Source organism: Rhodanobacter sp. Soil772 (genome assembly GCF_001428385.1).
Taxonomy (GTDB): Bacteria; Pseudomonadota; Gammaproteobacteria; order Xanthomonadales; family Rhodanobacteraceae; genus Rhodanobacter.
In genome coordinates, this window is sequence record NZ_LMSK01000001.1 from 1350695 (window position 1) to 1365600 (window position 14906).

Sequence of the window (14906 nt, forward strand, 5' to 3'; positions counted from 1 at the left end):
ACAATGGCCGGCAGGTTCCGGAGCAAGCATGAGCGCAATCAACTTCACGGTGGCCGAGCTGGCCGAACGGTTCGGCCTCAGCTTCAGCGGCGATGGCGCGCGGGTCATCGACGGCGTCGGCACGCTGGCCGGCGCCGGCCCCAGCCAGTTGAGCTTCCTCTCCAACAGCAAGTACACCGCCCAGCTGGCCGCCGCCCGCGCCGGCGTTGTGGTGCTGCGCGAGGAAAACCTCGCCGACTGCCCGACGGCGGCACTGGTCGCGCGGGATCCGTATGTCGCCTATGCGCGCATCGCCGCGTTGTTCGAACGGCTGCCGGCCGCGCCGGCGGGCATCCATCCCAGCGCCGTGGTCGCCGCCGGGGCGCAGGTCAGTGCCAGCGCCAGTATCGGCCCCGGCTGCGTGATCGCGGACGGCGCGGTGATCGGCGACGGCGTCGTGCTCGGCCCGCACTGCATCATCGGCGAGGACTGCACGGTCGGCGCACAGTCGCGGCTGGTGGCGCGGGTCACCCTGGTCACCCGGGTCACGCTTGGCCAGCGCGTACTGGTGCATCCCGGCGCGGTGATCGGCTCGGACGGCTTCGGCCTCGCCTTCGACAAGGATCATTGGGTCAAGCTGCCGCAGCTCGGCGGGGTGCGCATCGGCGACGACTGCGAGATCGGCGCGAACACCACGATCGACCGCGGCGCGCTGGACGACACCGTGCTGGAAGAGGACGTGCGGCTGGACAACCAGATCCAGATCGCCCACAACGTGCACGTCGGCGCGCACACCGCGATGGCCGGCTGTGCGGCGGTGGCCGGCAGCGCGAAGATCGGCCGCTACTGCATGATCGGCGGCAACGCCGGCGTGCTCGGCCATCTCGAACTGGCCGACCGGGTTACCATTACCGCCAAGAGCCTGGTCACGCATTCGATCCGCGAGCCCGGCGAATATTCATCCGGCGTGCCGCTGCAGGACAACCGCCAGTGGCGGAAGAACGCGGCGCGCTTCAAACATCTGGACGAGTACGCGCGCCGGTTGTCGGCGCTGGAGAAGGACAGCAACAATGAGTGAAAAAAGCGACTTCATGGCACTGCCGATCAACGTGGAGCAGATCCAGGAACTGCTGCCGCACCGCTACCCGTTCCTGCTGGTGGACCGCGTGGTCGAGATCGTGCCCGACATCAGCGTGGTCGCGCTGAAGAACGTGACCATCAACGAGCCGTTCTTTCAGGGCCACTTCCCCGGCCACCCGGTGATGCCCGGCGTGCTGATCATCGAGGCGATGGCGCAGGCCGCCGGCCTGCTGACCCAGCTGAGCCGCCGCTTCAAGGGCGACAAGGGCAGCCCGCTGTTCTACCTGGTCAAGGTCGACAACGCGCGCTTCAGCGCACCGGTGGTTCCCGGCGACCAGCTGCGCTTCGAAGTCAGCCAGAAGCGCCTGGTGCGCGGCATGGGCCTGTTCGTGGCACGCAGCCTGGTCGATGGCAAGGAAGTGGCCAGTTGTGAACTGATGTGCGCCGCGAGGGCCCACAAATGATCCATCCCACTGCGCTGATCGACCCTTCCGCCATCATCGGCGCCAACGTCAGTGTCGGCGCGTACAGCGTGATCGGCGCCGAGGTCGAGATCGGCGACGGCACGCAAATCGGTCCGCACGTGGTGATCGAAGGTCCCACCAAGATCGGCCGCGACAACCGCATCACCCAGTTCGCTTCGCTGGGCGGCGCGCCGCAAGACAAGAAATGGCAGGGCGAACGCACCGAACTGGTGATCGGCGACCGCAACCTGATCCGCGAATTCGCCACCATCAACCGCGGCACCGGCCACGGCGGCGGCATCACCCGCATCGGCAACGACAACTGGGTGCTCGGCTACGTGCACGTTGCGCACGACTGCAAGATCGGCAACAACGTGGTGTTCTCCAATTACTCGGCACTGGCCGGGCACGTGGAGATCGGCGACTGGACGATCCTTTCCGGCTACTCCGGCGTGCATCAATTCTGCAAGGTCGGCGCCCACGCGTTCATCGGCATGGGCTGCCTGGTCGGCCACGACGTGCCGCCGTTCGTGATGATGGCGAACGAGCAGCAGGGCCGCCCGCGCGGCATCAATAGCGAGGGCCTGAAGCGCCGCGGCTTCGATGCCACGCGCATCGCCGCGATCAAGCGCGCCTACCGCACGCTGTACATGGCCGGCCTGCCGCTGCCCGAGGCCCGCGAGAAGCTGGTCGAGCAGGCGCGCGAAAGCGACGACGTGCGCGCCATGCTGGAATTCATCGACCACAGCGAGCGAGCGCTGGCGCGATAAGCGCATCGCGCTTATCGCAAAATCAAATACGCGCTCTGGCTCTTGCTTCACGAAGGAGACGAAATGCAAAACATCGACGTCTCCACGCAGCCCCCCTTGATCGCCATCCTCGCCGGCGAAGACTCCGGCGACCAGCTCGGCGCCGACCTGATCGTGGCGCTGCGCCAGCGCTACCCGCAGGCGCGCTTCGTCGGCATCGGCGGCGCGCGCATGCAGCGCGAAGGCTTCGACTCCTGGTACGACATCCGCGAGCTGTCGCTGTTCGGCTTCAGCGAGGTGATCCGCCACCTGCCCCGCCTGCTGCGGCTGCGCAAGGCGCTGGTCGCACGCCTGCTGCAGGCGCAGCCGGCCGTGGTGGTCGGCATCGACGCGCCCGACTTCAACCTCGGCGTGGAGCAGCGCCTGAAACAGGCCGGCGTGCTCACCGTGCACTATGTCAGCCCGTCGGTGTGGGCCTGGCGCGAGAAGCGCGCGGAGAAGATCGGCCGCAGCGCCAGCCGCGTGCTGTGCCTGTTCCCGATGGAACCGGCGATCTACGCGAAGCACGGCATCGACGCCCGCTTCGTCGGCCACCCGCTGGCCGACCGTTTCGCACTGGTGTCCGACCGCGTCGGCGCGCGCGAAATCCTGCAGCTGCCGCAGCAGGCGCCGGTGCTGGCCGTGCTGCCCGGCAGCCGGCTGTCCGAAGTCGGCCGGCTGGGCCAGGCCTTCATCGACGCGGCGAAGCGCGTGGCCGCCGCCGTGCCGGGACTGCGCGTGGTGATTCCCGCCGCCAACCCGCAGGTGCGCGCCAGGCTCGGCGAACTGCTCGCCGGCGGGCCGCACGATGAAACCGCCCCGTTGCTGCTGGACGGCCACGCGCACGAAGCGATGCTGGCCGCCGACGTGGTGCTGCTGGCCTCCGGCACCGCCACGCTGGAAGCAATGCTGGCCAAGCGGCCGATGGTGGTGGGTTACCGCGTCGCGCCGCTGAGCTACCGCATCGCCCGCGCGCTGAAGATGCTGAAGACCGACGTCTACGCGCTGCCGAACATCCTGGCGCGTGCCGCCGGACTTGGCGACGGCCTGCTGGTGCCCGAACTGATGCAGGACGACTGCACCGCCGACAAGCTGGCCGCCGCCACGCTGGCGCTGTTCAAGGACAGCGAGCGGCGCGGTGCGATCGTCGCCGCGTTCGAGCAGTTGCACCAGGCCCTGCGCGGCGGCCTGGAAGGCCATGCGGGGGATCGCGCGGCGGCGGCGATTGCCGAATTGATCGACGCGAAGCGCGCCGATGGATAGCCTTCCGGCAGGTACCGCGCACCCATCCCGGCCTTCTCTTCGCATGGAAGAAGCGGCGGACGCAAAGAGCATCTTCATTGCCGGCGTGGACGAGGCCGGCCGCGGCCCGCTGGCCGGGCCGCTGGCGGTGGCTGCGGTGATCCTCGATCCGGCCCGCCCGATCGTCGGGCTGAACGACTCGAAGAAACTCAGCGCGGCGAAGCGCGAGGCGCTGTATCCGCTGATCATCGAACGCGCGCTGGCGTACTGCATCGTGCTGATCGAAACGGACGAGATCGACCGCCTGAATATCTTCCAGGCCACCATGGCCGGGATGAGCCGTGCCGTGGCCGGCCTCGTACCGGTCGCCCACGAGGCCCTGATCGACGGCAACCGGTTGCCGAAAGACCTGCCCTGTCCGGGTCGCGCGATCGTCGGCGGCGACGCGCTGGAACCGGCGATCAGCGCGGCGTCGATCCTGGCCAAGGTCAGCCGCGACCGCGTGATGGTCACGCTGGACGGCGTGCATCCCGGCTACGGCTTTGCCGTGCACAAGGGCTACCCGACCCCGGCGCACCTGGCTGCGTTGCGGCAGCTTGGACCGTGCGCGCAACACCGCCGCAGCTTCGCGCCGGTACGCCTGCTGCTGGACCAGGCGCGGTTGTTCTGACCGATCTGCGCGGGGGATTCCCGTACCCGAACAGCTTGGTCGCGGGCCCGCTGAGATTGATCCGCATAGCCCATTCGTCTATGCAACTTTTCCCCGCGCGGGCGCATCATTCACTACAGGAATCGCGATCAGCACGGACGCACCGGCAACACCGGCCTGCCGTCCGGACGAGGCTCGCCGGGCACCGTCACAAGCGCACTCACAGCAGCAGGAGTCGTGCCATGATGCCTTCCACCAATCGTCCCATCGCGCCACCGATGCCGACCACCGCCTTCATGCCGCTGGCGGTCGACGCGTGCGACGCCGTCAACGACACCGTGACGCCGCCGCACGCCGACTACAACCTCCGTCCACTGGCGGTGGACAGCCTCGACCACTACGTCATCCGTCTCGATGAATACGAACGGTTCCACGTGGTCTGATGGCGGCCGGCCGCCTCATGGATGAGATCGCCACGCAGCAGCGGCAGCAGCCGGTGCCGCCATCGACACGGCGCGTCCGGCGCGGGCCGGGGTCGGGTGCGGGAGTCGATTCGACGGTCACAAGCGCACGCAAGCCCGCAGGAGTCGTGCCGTGATGCCGCAACGGAAGCGCCCGCCCGTACCGCTCATCAGACCATCCCGCCCATGCCGAAACCGGTCATCTTCGCGCCGGCCGGCACCGACGAAAATCGCCCCTCGCCCGTCGACTGCAACCTGCATCCGCTGCCGCTGCACGGGCCTGATTACTACGTGATCATCGACACAAGGGGGAAGGCTTTTACGTCCGCTGGCCGCACCGGCCAGGCCCACGGCACGCGCTGACCGCGGCCCCTTTCTCCGCTCCAGGCATGTTGCTACGCTGGCGCCATCAATCGGGGGATGGATGACATGCGCAGGATCGGCGTCGCACTGCTCGGCCTCATGCTCTGCTTCGCCGCCAGGGCCGGAGTGAAACCCGGCGAAGCGCCGCCGGACGCTCTGGGCACGACCCAGCGCGGGCAAGTGGTGACCGTCTCGTCCCTGCACGGCAAGGTCGTGGTGATCAGCTTCTGGGCCACCTGGTGCGGCTACTGCATGAAGGAGTTGCCGGTACTGGCGAACCTGCAGTCGCTGGCCACCGAGCGCGGTCTGCCCCTGCAGGTTGTCGCCATCAACCATCGCGAGGACCGCGACATCTTCGTGCGCGCTTCCCGCGCACTGAGAAAGAATCTTCCGGGATTGCTGCTCACCTGGGATCGAGACGGCGACCTCGGCAAGCCTTACGGCGTGGAAGGCATTCCGGTGATGGTGATGCTGCATCGGGATGGCACCGTGGCACATGTCCACGTCGGTTACGGCGAGGACATGCTGGACAGTCTGGTGGCCGAGATCAACGCCCTGCTCGCTGAACCGCCACCCGCTCCGGCAGCGGTCGCGGCAAACTGACCCGACAGGTATCCGGGGCGCCGCCGCGCTTTGCGCAAACCGCGCGGAAGTCAATCTTGCCGCTGGGCACAGCGCCGGTTAGCCTGCGTGGACTCACCGCGTAAACCTGCATGACCGTCCGCTATACCCACCTGCACCTGCACAGCGAATACTCGCTGGTCGATTCGACCATCCGCATCAAGGCGCTGGTCGCCGCCTGCGTGCGCGACGGCATCCCGGCGGTGGCGCTGACCGACGAATGCAACATGTTCGCGCTGGTGAAGTTCTACAAGGCCTGCAATGCCGCCGGCATCAAGCCGATCGGCGGCTGCGACCTGTGGATCTCCGCGCCGGACGACCCGCGCCCGTGGCGGCTCACCCTGCTGTGCCAGGACCGCGACGGCTACCTCAACCTGTCGCGGCTGGTCTCGCGCGCCTGGCAGGAAGGCCAGCACGGCGGCCGCGCGCTGGTCGAAGCCGGCTGGTTGAGCGCCAACGCCAGCAGCGGGCTGATCGCCCTGCTCGGCCGCGACAGCGAAGTCGGTCGCATCGCGCTGAACCAGGGCACCGAGGCCGCGCTGGCGAAGCTGCGCCCGCTGGCCCGGCTGTTCCCCGAGCGGCTGTACCTGGAGCTGACCCGCTGCGGCCGCGACGGCGAGGAAAACTGGAATACCGCCGCGCTGGCGCTGGCCGCCGAACTCGGCCTGCCCGTGCTGGCCAGCAACGACGTGCGCTTCCTCAAGCAGGACGACTTCGGTGCGCACGAGGCGCGCGTGTGCATCAACCAGGGCCGCGTGCTGGCCGACCCGAAACGCCCGCGCGAGTACAGCGACCAGCAATACCTGAAGACGCCCGAGGAGATGGCCGCGCTGTTCGCGGACCTGCCCGAGGCGCTGGAAAACACCGTCGAACTGGCGAAACGTTGCACGCTGGAACTGAAGTTCGGTACCTACTACCTGCCCGACTTCCCGGTGCCCGAAGGCCACGACCTCGACAGCCACATCCGCGAGCTGGCGCGGCAAGGTCTCAAGGAACGCCTGGTCAGCGCGCCGCTGGCCACCGGCCACACGCTCGCCGACTACGAGGCGCGGCTGGAACGCGAGCTGGACGTCATCGTCAAGATGGGCTTTCCCGGCTACTTCCTGATCGTGGCGGACTTCATCAACTGGGGCAAACAGAACGGCATTCCGGTCGGCCCCGGCCGCGGTTCCGGCGCCGGCTCGCTGGTCGCCTGGGCGTTGAAGATCACCGACCTTGACCCGCTGCAGTTCAACCTGCTGTTCGAGCGCTTCCTCAATCCCGAACGCGTGTCGATGCCCGACTTCGACATCGACTTCTGCATGGACCGCCGCGACGAGGTGATCGACTACGTCGCGCGCAAGTACGGCCGCGACCGCGTCAGCCAGATCATCACCTACGGCTCGATGGCGGCCAAGGCGGTGCTGCGCGACTCCGGCCGCGTGCTGAGCATGCCGTACGGCCAGGTCGACCGGCTGGCCAAGATGGTGCCGCCGCGTCCGCTCGATCTCACGTTGTCCGACGCACTCGGCCGCTCGGAAAAGTCGAAGAAGGAAACTGATCGCGTCGTCAAGGAATTCTGCGAGGCCTACGAACAGGACGAGGACGCCCACGCGCTGATCGACCTGGCGCTGAAGCTCGAAGACCTCACCCGCAACGCCGGCAAGCACGCCGGCGGCGTGGTGATCGCGCCGACGCCATTGACCGACTTCGCCCCGCTGTACTGCGAAGCCGGCGGCGGCGGCGTAGTGACTCAGTACGACAAGGACGACGTCGAGGCGGTCGGCCTGGTCAAGTTCGACTTCCTCGGCCTGCGCACGCTGACCATCATCGACTGGGCAGTGAAGGCGATCAATGTGCGTCGTGCGAAAAAGCGACCCCATCCGCCCTCCGGGCACCTTCCCCTGCAAGCAGGGGAAGGGAATTCGGGGCAGCCTGCGGCTGCCGAGGATTTCACGGAAGCGCCACTGGATATTTCGCAGCTGCCGCTGGACGACAGTGCCACCTACGACCTGCTGAAAAAGGCGCAGACCGTCGCGGTGTTCCAGCTTGAATCTTCCGGCATGCAGCGCATGCTGAAGGACGCGAAGCCCGATCGCTTCGAGGACATCATCGCGTTGGTGGCGCTGTACCGCCCCGGCCCGATGGACCTGATCCCCAGCTTCATCGCGCGCAAGCACGGCCGCGAGGACGTGGAGTATCCCGACCCGCGTGTCGAGCCGATCCTGAAAGAGACCTACGGCATCATGGTCTATCAGGAGCAGGTGATGCAGATGGCGCAGATCGTGGGCGGCTACTCGCTCGGCGGCGCCGACCTGCTGCGCCGCGCGATGGGCAAGAAAGACGCCGAGAAGATGGCGAAGGAGCGCGCCAAGTTCCGCGAGGGCGCGGCGAAGGACGGCCTCAGCGGCGACAAGGCCGACACCATCTTCGACCTGATGGAGAAGTTCGCCGGCTACGGCTTCAACAAGTCGCACGCCGCCGCCTATGCGCTGGTTTCCTACCAGACCGCCTGGCTGAAGACGCACTACCCGGCCGAGTTCATGGCCGCCACGATTTCCTCGGACATGGACAACACCGACAAGGTGGTGACCTTCCTCGACGAGTCGCGCGCGATCGGCATCACCGTGCAACCGCCGGACGTCAACGCATCGGACCACATGTTCGTCGCGACCGAACCGAAGACCATCCAGTACGGACTCGGCGCGATCAAGGGCGTCGGCCAGGGCGCGTGCGAGGCGATCGTGTCCGAACGCGCGCACGGCGCCTATACCGACCTGGCCGGCTTCTGCCGCCGCGTCGATCCGGGCCGGCTCAACCGCCGCGTGCTGGAAGCGCTGATCCTGTCCGGCGCGCTGGACGCGCTGGCCGCGAATCGCGCCAGCCTGATGCAGCAACTGCCCGACGCGATCAAGGCCGCCGAGCAACACCTGCGCGACAAACAGTCCGGCCAGAACGACATGTTCGGCGCCGCCATGGGCAGTGCCAGCACCACGCCGGTGCTGAAGATCGAGCTGCCGACCGTGCCGGAATGGCCGCTGGAGCGGAAACTGCAGGGCGAGCGCGACACGCTTGGCCACTACCTGTCCGGCCATCCCACCGACCCGTGGAAGGACGAGCTGGCACAGCTGTCGACCTGCCCGCTCGGCGAAATCGTCGACCGCTACCAGCCGCCGAAACCGCGCCGGAACGACAACGACGACGGCAACCGCTTCCGCCGCGGCCCCGACACGCCGTGGACCGTCGCCGGCATGGTCACCGCCGTGCGCAAGCGCGGCGACAGCGATGCGTTCGTGCGCCTGGAAGACGGCAGCGGCATCATCGAGGTGAGCTTCTTCGGCGAGCTATACCAGCAGATGGCACCGCTGCTCACCCGCGACGAGATGCTGGTCGTCGACGGCGGCCTGCGCATCGACGAGTTCTCCGGCGGCGGCTTCCAGCTGCGCGCGCGCAGCGCCTGTTCACTGGCCGACGCCTGCCGCAAACATGCACGCCTGCTGCAGCTGAAATTGAACGGCATCGGCCCCGACTTCATCGGCCAGCTGCAACACGCACTGGCCGGCTACCGCGGCGGCCACACCAGCGTAACGCTGCACGGTTACCGCAACCGCCACGCCCGGGCCGACCTCGAACTCGGCGAAGCCTGGCGCGTGGAAGCCATCCCCGAACTGCTGCGCGCCGTGCGCGCCCTGCCCGGCGTGCAAGCCGCGCGCCTGCGCATCGTCAAGCAACAAGATTGAGCCCGCTGTGCTCCCTCCCCTGCTTCGCAGGGGAGGGTTGGGGTGGGGTCGCTCTTGATCTTGAAGCCCAAGATCAAGAGCCCTACCCCCTCCTGACCTCCCCCTGCTGCGCAGGGGGAGGAACCGCCCCGTCACTTCCTGCCGCGCTCCAGCATCGCCTTCAAGTCGGCGAACGGATTACCCGTCGCCGGCGGTGCGTCCTCCACCGCCAGTACCCCGCCGCGCACGTGGTCGATATGCCGCGAGTGCTCGTTGTCGTGGCAGTACACGCACAGCAGCTCCCAGTTGCTGCCGTCCGGCGGGTTGTAGTCGTGGTCGTGGTTGCGGTGGTGCACGGTCAGTTCCTGCAGGTTCGCGCGGGTGAATTCGCGCGCGCAGCGGCCGCACACCCACGGGTACATCTTCAGCGCGCGCTCGCGATAGCCCAGCTCGCGCTGCTCCGCGTTGCGCCGGGCCTCGGCCACGATGCGGTCGAGCTTGGCGTTGTCGATGACGGGTTTGCTGGGCATGGTGCGGATCCGGCGAATGCAGTGGCTCGATGGAGCGGAAGATAGCGCAATCGCCGAACCCGCGGCGGGCTTGTGTCGACCCCGTCACAGCCATACGGCGGCGTTCTCGCGTTTTCCTGCGGGACGGTATACTGAGCCGCTTCTGTACCAAGAATTGCCGCGAATGAACCCCAACTTCCTCGATTTCGAACAACCGATCGCCGAACTGGACGCGAAGATCGAAGAGCTTCGCCACGCCAGCGACGGCCAGGCGTTCAACATCGAGGACGAAGTCGGCCGCCTGCGCGAGAAGCTGAAGCTCAAGACGAATGAGATCTTCCGCAACCTCAACTCGTGGCAGACCACCCAGCTGTCGCGCCACCCGGCGCGACCGTACACGCTCGACTACATCGGCGTGATCTGCGAGGAATTCCACGAACTGGCCGGCGACCGCATGTACGCCGAAGACGCGGCCATCGTCGGCGGCCTCGGCCGCATCGACGGCCGGCCGGTGGTGATCATCGGCCACCAGAAGGGCCGCGACACCAAGACCAAGGTGCGCCGCAACTTCGGCATGCCGCGCCCCGAGGGTTACCGCAAGGCGCTGCGCCTGATGAAGATGGCCGAGCGCTTCGGCCTGCCCCTGCTCACCCTGATCGACACGCCCGGAGCCTATCCGGGCGTGGGCGCCGAGGAGCGCGGCCAGAGCGAGGCGATCGCGCGCAACCTGCTGGAGATGGCCGAGCTGAAGGTGCCGATCATCTGCACCGTGATCGGCGAGGGCGGCTCCGGCGGCGCGCTGGCGATCGGCGTGGGCGACCGCACGCTGATGCTGCAGTACTCCACCTATTCGGTGATCTCGCCGGAAGGCTGCGCCTCGATCCTGTGGAAGAGCCCGGACAAGGTGAAGGACGCGGCCGAGGCGCTGGGCATGACCGCGCCGCGCCTGCTCGAACTGGGTCTGATCGACAAGGTCGTGCGCGAGCCGCTGGGCGGCGCGCACCGCAACCCGCGCTCGATGGCGATTCGCCTGAAGGCGGTGCTGCTGAAGCAGCTCGACGAACTCGCGGCGATGCCGGTCGCCGACCTGTTGCAGCAACGCTACAAGCGCCTGCGCAGCTACGGCGCGTACCAGGAATAATCCCCGCCGCGGCACCCGTCACCCGCTTGGCGCTACCATCGGCATCACCTTCATGCTGCCGGGATCCGTCATGGCCCACGACAAACTTGCGGTGCTGATCGATGCCGACAACGCCCGCCCGGCGATCGTCGAAGGCCTGCTCGCCGAGATCGCCAAGTACGGCACCGCGCACGTCAAGCGCATCTACGGCGACTGGACCAAGCCCGACCTCAACGGCTGGAAGGAAGTGCTGTTGCGCCACTCGATCCAGCCGATCCAGCAGTTCCGCTACACCGTCGGCAAGAACGCCACCGACTCGGCCATGATCATCGACGCAATGGACCTGCTCTACGCCGAGCGCTTCGACGGCTTCTGCATCGTCTCCAGCGACAGCGACTTCACCCGGCTCGCCTCGCGCATCCGCGAATCCGGGCGCATCGTCTACGGCTTCGGCGAGAAGAAGACGCCCGAGCCGTTCCGTACCGCCTGCGACAAGTTCATCTACACCGAAGTGCTGGCCGGCACGACCGAAGCCGCCGCTGCGGCCGCCCCGAAGAAGCATTCGGCGAAGGAGCTGCGCGGCGACACGCGACTGGTCAACCTGCTGCGCAGCGCCATCGAGGCAACCTCGGACGATGACACCGGCTGGGCTCAACTTGCGCGTATCGGCCAGATCGTCAACAAGCAGTCGCCCGACTTCGACTCGCGCAACTACGGCTACGCCAAGCTCAGCGGCCTGATCAAGGGCATCGGCCTGTTCGACACCGAGGAGCGCCAGATCGGCAACGGCAAACACCTCTACGTGCGGCCCCGCGACGGCAAGAAGTGAGCGACCCGCTGCACCAGCATCTGCACGCCGCGTTGGCGGCCACACCACCGACGCCACTGTGCGTGGCCTTCAGCGGCGGCCCGGATTCCAGCGCCCTGCTGCATGCGCTGGCACAGTTGCCCGAAGCGCGTGCGCGCGGACTGCGCGCGCTGCATGTCGATCACGGCCTGCACCCGGACAGTGCGGCCTGGGCCGCGCACTGCGAACGCTTCTGCGCCGCACTGGGCGTGCCGTGCGAGGTGTTGCGCGTGCAGGTCGACAGCGGCACCGGCAGGGGCGTGGAGGCCGCCGCCCGCGAAGCACGCTATGCCGCGCTGGTCACGCAGTTGCGCGACGGCGAATACCTGCTGCTCGGCCACCATCGCGACGACCAGGCCGAAACCGTGCTGCTGAAACTGCTGCGCGGCGCCGGGCCGGAAGGACTCGGCGGCATGCGTGCGCTGCGCCCGTTCGGTCGCGGCCAGTTGTGGCGGCCGTTGCTGGCGCTGTCGCGACAGCAACTGCGCGATTACGTCGAGGCACAGCAGCTGGACTGCATCGACGATCCGTCCAACCGCGACACCCGCCTGGCGCGCAACCAGCTGCGCCACGAAATCCTGCCGCGCCTTCTGCAGCACTGGCCGCAGGCGGTGGATTCGATCCTGCACAGCGCCGCGCTCAGCCGTGCCGCCGCCGATGCGCTGCAGGTGCAATGGCTGACCGCGTTCGAGGCGTTGCACGACCCGGCCAGCGGCAGCCTGGATGCCCGCGGCTGGCTGGCGCTGGCCCCGGCATTGCGTGAACCGCTGCTCGATCACTGGCTGCACGCACGCGGCCTGTCCGCGCCTACCAGCGCGCAGCGGCGGCAGGTCGAACGCCAGTGCGGGGCGCGTGCGGGCCAGTTGCCGTGCATCCGCTGGACCGGCACCGAACTGCACATCTGGAAGGATCGGCTGTGGGCACTGCCACCCGAGCGCATCGTCGACGCCGACTGGCAGGTGCCCTGGCACGGCGAACCGCTGGCGCTGCCCGACGGCGGCGAACTGCGGCTGACCGTCGCCGGCGCCCACCTCGCCGAGCCGCTGCAAGTGCGCCTGCGTCGCGGCGGTGAACGCATCAAGCCCGATGGCGACGCGCATACGCGCGAACTGCGCGACCTGTTCCAGCAATCGCGTCAGCCGCCGTGGCAGCGCAACGCCTGCCCATTGCTGTATGCCGACGGCGAACTGGTCGCGGTGGCCGACCGCTGGATCAGCACCCGCGGCACCGCAATTTTCCGCCAGGCCGGCGCGCCACCGCACTGGCGTCCGGGGCGCTGATCCAGGTCACGCCAGGGGCTTTCCACCACCCGCGCAGATTGATTCCGGACGCCCGCTGCGTTAGCGTTGCGGGCCATGGCCAAGACCGTTCCCGCACCCGGCAAGACCCCGCCCGCCGCCGACTTCGAACACTCCCTCGACGAGCTGGAGCAACTGGTCGCGAAGATGGAAGGCGGCGACATGAGCCTGGACGAATCGCTGGCCTCGTTCGAGCGCGGCATCGGCCTGTTCCGTCACTGCCAGCAGTCGCTGGAGCAGGCCGAACTGCGCGTGCGCCTGCTGCTCGATCCCGATGCCCCCGACAGCGCCGAACCGTTTGAACCCGAACTCTGAGCCTGGCCCCGCCCTGCAAGCACTGATCCACCGCGCCGAACAGGCGCTGGATTGCAGCCTGCCCCCGGCCGAACAATCCCCCGCCGAGCTGCACCGCGCGATGCGCTACGCCGTACTTGGCGGCGGCAAGCGGCTGCGCCCGCTGCTGGTCTACGCCGCCGCGCACGCGCTGGGCGAAGACGGGCCGCAGCTGGATGCCGCCGCCTGCGCGGTGGAATTGATCCACGCCTATTCGCTGGTGCACGACGACCTGCCCGCGATGGACGACGATGCGCTGCGCCGCGGCCGCCCGACCTGCCACATCGTGTTCGGCGAGGCGATGGCGATCCTCGCCGGCGACGCGCTGCAGGCGCTGGCGTTCGAGATCCTCGCCGACGACAGCTCACAGCGCACCAGCCCGGCCACTAGCATGGCGATGCTGCGCACGCTGGGCCGCGCCTGCGGCGCCGAAGGCATGGCCGGCGGCCAGGCGCTGGACCTGGCGGCCGTCGGCCATCCGCTGACGCTGGACGAACTGGAGCACATGCACGCCTGCAAGACCGGCGCACTGATCCGCGCCTCGGTGCAACTGGGCGCACTCGTCGCCGGCGCCGACGGCGACACCTTGCAGGCGCTGGACCGCTACGCCCACGCGGTCGGCCTGGCGTTCCAGGTGCGCGACGACATTCTCGACGTGGAAGGCGAATCGGCGGTGATCGGCAAAACCGCCGGCAAGGACGCCGCCGCCGCCAAGCCCACCTTCCCCTCGATCATCGGCCTCGACGCCTCGCGCGCCCGGCTGGCCGAACTGACCGACGCCGCGCTGGCCGCGATCGCGCCGCTGAGCGCACGCGCAACCCTGCTGGAAGAGCTGGCGTTGTACGCCGCCCACCGCCGGTACTGATCGAACCCCGCGCAATGAAAAGGGCGGCTTGCGCCGCCCTCGTTTCATCATGCGAAGCGTTGTTTCAGCTGACCAGCCGCAGCGTGAACGGGTAGCGGTAGGTAGTGCCCTCGTTCGCCTTGATCGTGGCGATGATCACGAATACCAGCCAGCCGATCGCCAGCACCGCCAGCAGCAGGAAGCCGATCAGGATGAAGCACAGGATCCAGCCCACGATGGCGGCGATACCCACGGTGATATTGAAGTTCAGAGCTTCCTTGCCCTGGTCGTTGACGAACGGCATGGTGTCTTTCTTGATCAGCCAGATCACCAGCGGACCGATGATGCTGCCCAGCGGAATGATCACGCCGACCAGCGCGGACAGGTGCGCGAACATCGCCCACTGACGCTCCTCGGCGGAAGGGGCCCCGGCCATGGGCGGCTCGTTTGGCGGGGGCGGAATGACGGACTCGGGTGGAACGCTCATGCGCATCTCCTTGTAGTCAGAACTTGCGTCGACGGCTCGCCGGCCGCTGGCCGGTTGTGCCGATGCTAGCAAGCCTTGCGCCGCTTTGCCGCATGAATCTGCGGCACGGGCCGCCAGCGCGAC

General features: G+C 68.1%; 16 protein-coding genes. 14 read left to right on the forward strand and 2 right to left on the reverse strand.

The window, feature by feature from the left end; genetic code table 11:
* Positions 1-28: 28 nt before the first annotated feature.
* From lpxD to dnaE, 9 genes are all read left to right on the forward strand, one after another.
* Complete coding sequence (gene lpxD, locus ASG75_RS06350) at positions 29-1057, forward strand: UDP-3-O-(3-hydroxymyristoyl)glucosamine N-acyltransferase (RefSeq protein ID WP_056386749.1); 1029 nt, start codon at positions 29-31, stop codon at positions 1055-1057.
* On the forward strand, positions 1050-1523 hold the full coding sequence (gene fabZ, locus ASG75_RS06355; protein WP_056386751.1) for a 3-hydroxyacyl-ACP dehydratase FabZ: 474 nt from the start codon (positions 1050-1052) through the stop codon (positions 1521-1523). Before lpxD ends, fabZ begins: the two co-directional genes overlap by 8 nt.
* Entirely contained in the window at positions 1520-2293 is a 774-nt protein-coding gene (gene lpxA, locus ASG75_RS06360) for an acyl-ACP--UDP-N-acetylglucosamine O-acyltransferase (RefSeq protein ID WP_056386753.1), read from the forward strand. The genes fabZ and lpxA overlap by 4 nt, the downstream gene beginning before the upstream one ends.
* 63 nt (positions 2294-2356) lie before the next feature.
* A complete protein-coding gene (gene lpxB / locus ASG75_RS06365) occupies positions 2357-3574 on the forward strand; it encodes a lipid-A-disaccharide synthase (protein WP_056386755.1) in 1218 nt (405 codons plus the stop codon).
* A gap of 43 nt (positions 3575-3617) precedes the next feature.
* Entirely contained in the window at positions 3618-4223 is a 606-nt protein-coding gene (gene rnhB, locus ASG75_RS06370; RefSeq protein WP_200935609.1) for a ribonuclease HII, read from the forward strand.
* A 221-nt stretch (positions 4224-4444) separates the two neighbouring features.
* Positions 4445-4645: a hypothetical protein gene (locus ASG75_RS06375; RefSeq protein ID WP_056386757.1), complete on the forward strand. Its 201-nt coding sequence runs from the start codon at positions 4445-4447 to the stop codon at positions 4643-4645.
* A 204-nt stretch (positions 4646-4849) separates the two neighbouring features.
* Positions 4850-5026 carry a hypothetical protein gene (locus ASG75_RS16230; protein ID WP_157616903.1) on the forward strand — a complete coding sequence of 59 codons (177 nt, stop codon included), beginning with the start codon at positions 4850-4852 and terminating at the stop codon, positions 5024-5026.
* A 66-nt stretch (positions 5027-5092) separates the two neighbouring features.
* Complete coding sequence (locus ASG75_RS06380) at positions 5093-5629, forward strand: TlpA disulfide reductase family protein (protein WP_056387078.1); 537 nt, start codon at positions 5093-5095, stop codon at positions 5627-5629.
* A 110-nt stretch (positions 5630-5739) separates the two neighbouring features.
* On the forward strand, positions 5740-9366 hold the full coding sequence (gene dnaE, locus ASG75_RS06385; protein WP_056386758.1) for a DNA polymerase III subunit alpha: 3627 nt from the start codon (positions 5740-5742) through the stop codon (positions 9364-9366).
* A 131-nt stretch (positions 9367-9497) separates the two neighbouring features.
* Here the strand turns inward: dnaE and ASG75_RS06390 are convergent, their stop codons facing one another.
* The gene (locus ASG75_RS06390) at positions 9498-9875 is read right to left on the reverse strand and encodes a YajD family HNH nuclease (RefSeq protein WP_056386759.1); all 378 of its coding nucleotides are present in this window, start codon (positions 9873-9875) and stop codon (positions 9498-9500) included.
* A gap of 163 nt (positions 9876-10038) precedes the next feature.
* On the opposite strand from ASG75_RS06390, the gene ASG75_RS06395 reads away from it, so the two are divergent.
* The 5 genes from ASG75_RS06395 (at position 10039) to ASG75_RS06415 (ending at position 14317) form a co-directional block, all read left to right on the forward strand.
* Positions 10039-10995, forward strand: a complete 957-nt coding sequence (locus tag ASG75_RS06395; protein WP_056386760.1) for an acetyl-CoA carboxylase carboxyltransferase subunit alpha — start codon at positions 10039-10041, stop codon at positions 10993-10995.
* Between the two features lie 70 nt (positions 10996-11065).
* Complete coding sequence (locus tag ASG75_RS06400) at positions 11066-11803, forward strand: NYN domain-containing protein (RefSeq protein WP_056386761.1); 738 nt, start codon at positions 11066-11068, stop codon at positions 11801-11803.
* Positions 11800-13101 (forward strand): tRNA lysidine(34) synthetase TilS, encoded by a 1302-nt coding sequence (gene tilS / locus ASG75_RS06405; RefSeq protein ID WP_056386763.1) that lies wholly within the window; start codon positions 11800-11802, stop codon positions 13099-13101. The genes ASG75_RS06400 and tilS overlap by 4 nt, the downstream gene beginning before the upstream one ends.
* A 75-nt stretch (positions 13102-13176) precedes the next feature.
* Positions 13177-13434, forward strand: a complete 258-nt coding sequence (locus ASG75_RS06410; RefSeq protein ID WP_056386765.1) for an exodeoxyribonuclease VII small subunit — start codon at positions 13177-13179, stop codon at positions 13432-13434.
* Positions 13418-14317, forward strand: coding sequence for a farnesyl diphosphate synthase (locus tag ASG75_RS06415; protein WP_056386766.1), 900 nt, complete (start codon positions 13418-13420; stop codon positions 14315-14317). The genes ASG75_RS06410 and ASG75_RS06415 overlap by 17 nt, the downstream gene beginning before the upstream one ends.
* A gap of 64 nt (positions 14318-14381) precedes the next feature.
* On the opposite strand, the gene ASG75_RS06420 is transcribed toward ASG75_RS06415, so the two are convergent.
* Entirely contained in the window at positions 14382-14783 is a 402-nt protein-coding gene (locus ASG75_RS06420; protein ID WP_082547506.1) for a DUF4870 domain-containing protein, read from the reverse strand.
* Between the last annotated feature and the right edge of the window lie 123 nt (positions 14784-14906).

Coding starts and splice junctions, on each gene's coding strand:
- lpxD (WP_056386749.1), top strand. CDS start 29: ATGAGCGCAATCAACTTCACGGTGGCCGAGCTGGCCGAACGGTTCGGC.
- fabZ (WP_056386751.1), top strand. CDS start 1,050: ATGAGTGAAAAAAGCGACTTCATGGCACTGCCGATCAACGTGGAGCAG.
- lpxA (WP_056386753.1), top strand. CDS start 1,520: ATGATCCATCCCACTGCGCTGATCGACCCTTCCGCCATCATCGGCGCC.
- lpxB (WP_056386755.1), top strand. CDS start 2,357: ATGCAAAACATCGACGTCTCCACGCAGCCCCCCTTGATCGCCATCCTC.
- rnhB (WP_200935609.1), top strand. CDS start 3,618: ATGGAAGAAGCGGCGGACGCAAAGAGCATCTTCATTGCCGGCGTGGAC.
- ASG75_RS06375 (WP_056386757.1), top strand. CDS start 4,445: ATGATGCCTTCCACCAATCGTCCCATCGCGCCACCGATGCCGACCACC.
- ASG75_RS16230 (WP_157616903.1), top strand. CDS start 4,850: ATGCCGAAACCGGTCATCTTCGCGCCGGCCGGCACCGACGAAAATCGC.
- ASG75_RS06380 (WP_056387078.1), top strand. CDS start 5,093: ATGCGCAGGATCGGCGTCGCACTGCTCGGCCTCATGCTCTGCTTCGCC.
- dnaE (WP_056386758.1), top strand. CDS start 5,740: ATGACCGTCCGCTATACCCACCTGCACCTGCACAGCGAATACTCGCTG.
- ASG75_RS06390 (WP_056386759.1), bottom strand. CDS start 9,875: ATGCCCAGCAAACCCGTCATCGACAACGCCAAGCTCGACCGCATCGTG.
- ASG75_RS06395 (WP_056386760.1), top strand. CDS start 10,039: ATGAACCCCAACTTCCTCGATTTCGAACAACCGATCGCCGAACTGGAC.
- ASG75_RS06400 (WP_056386761.1), top strand. CDS start 11,066: ATGGCCCACGACAAACTTGCGGTGCTGATCGATGCCGACAACGCCCGC.
- ASG75_RS06410 (WP_056386765.1), top strand. CDS start 13,177: ATGGCCAAGACCGTTCCCGCACCCGGCAAGACCCCGCCCGCCGCCGAC.
- ASG75_RS06420 (WP_082547506.1), bottom strand. CDS start 14,783: ATGAGCGTTCCACCCGAGTCCGTCATTCCGCCCCCGCCAAACGAGCCG.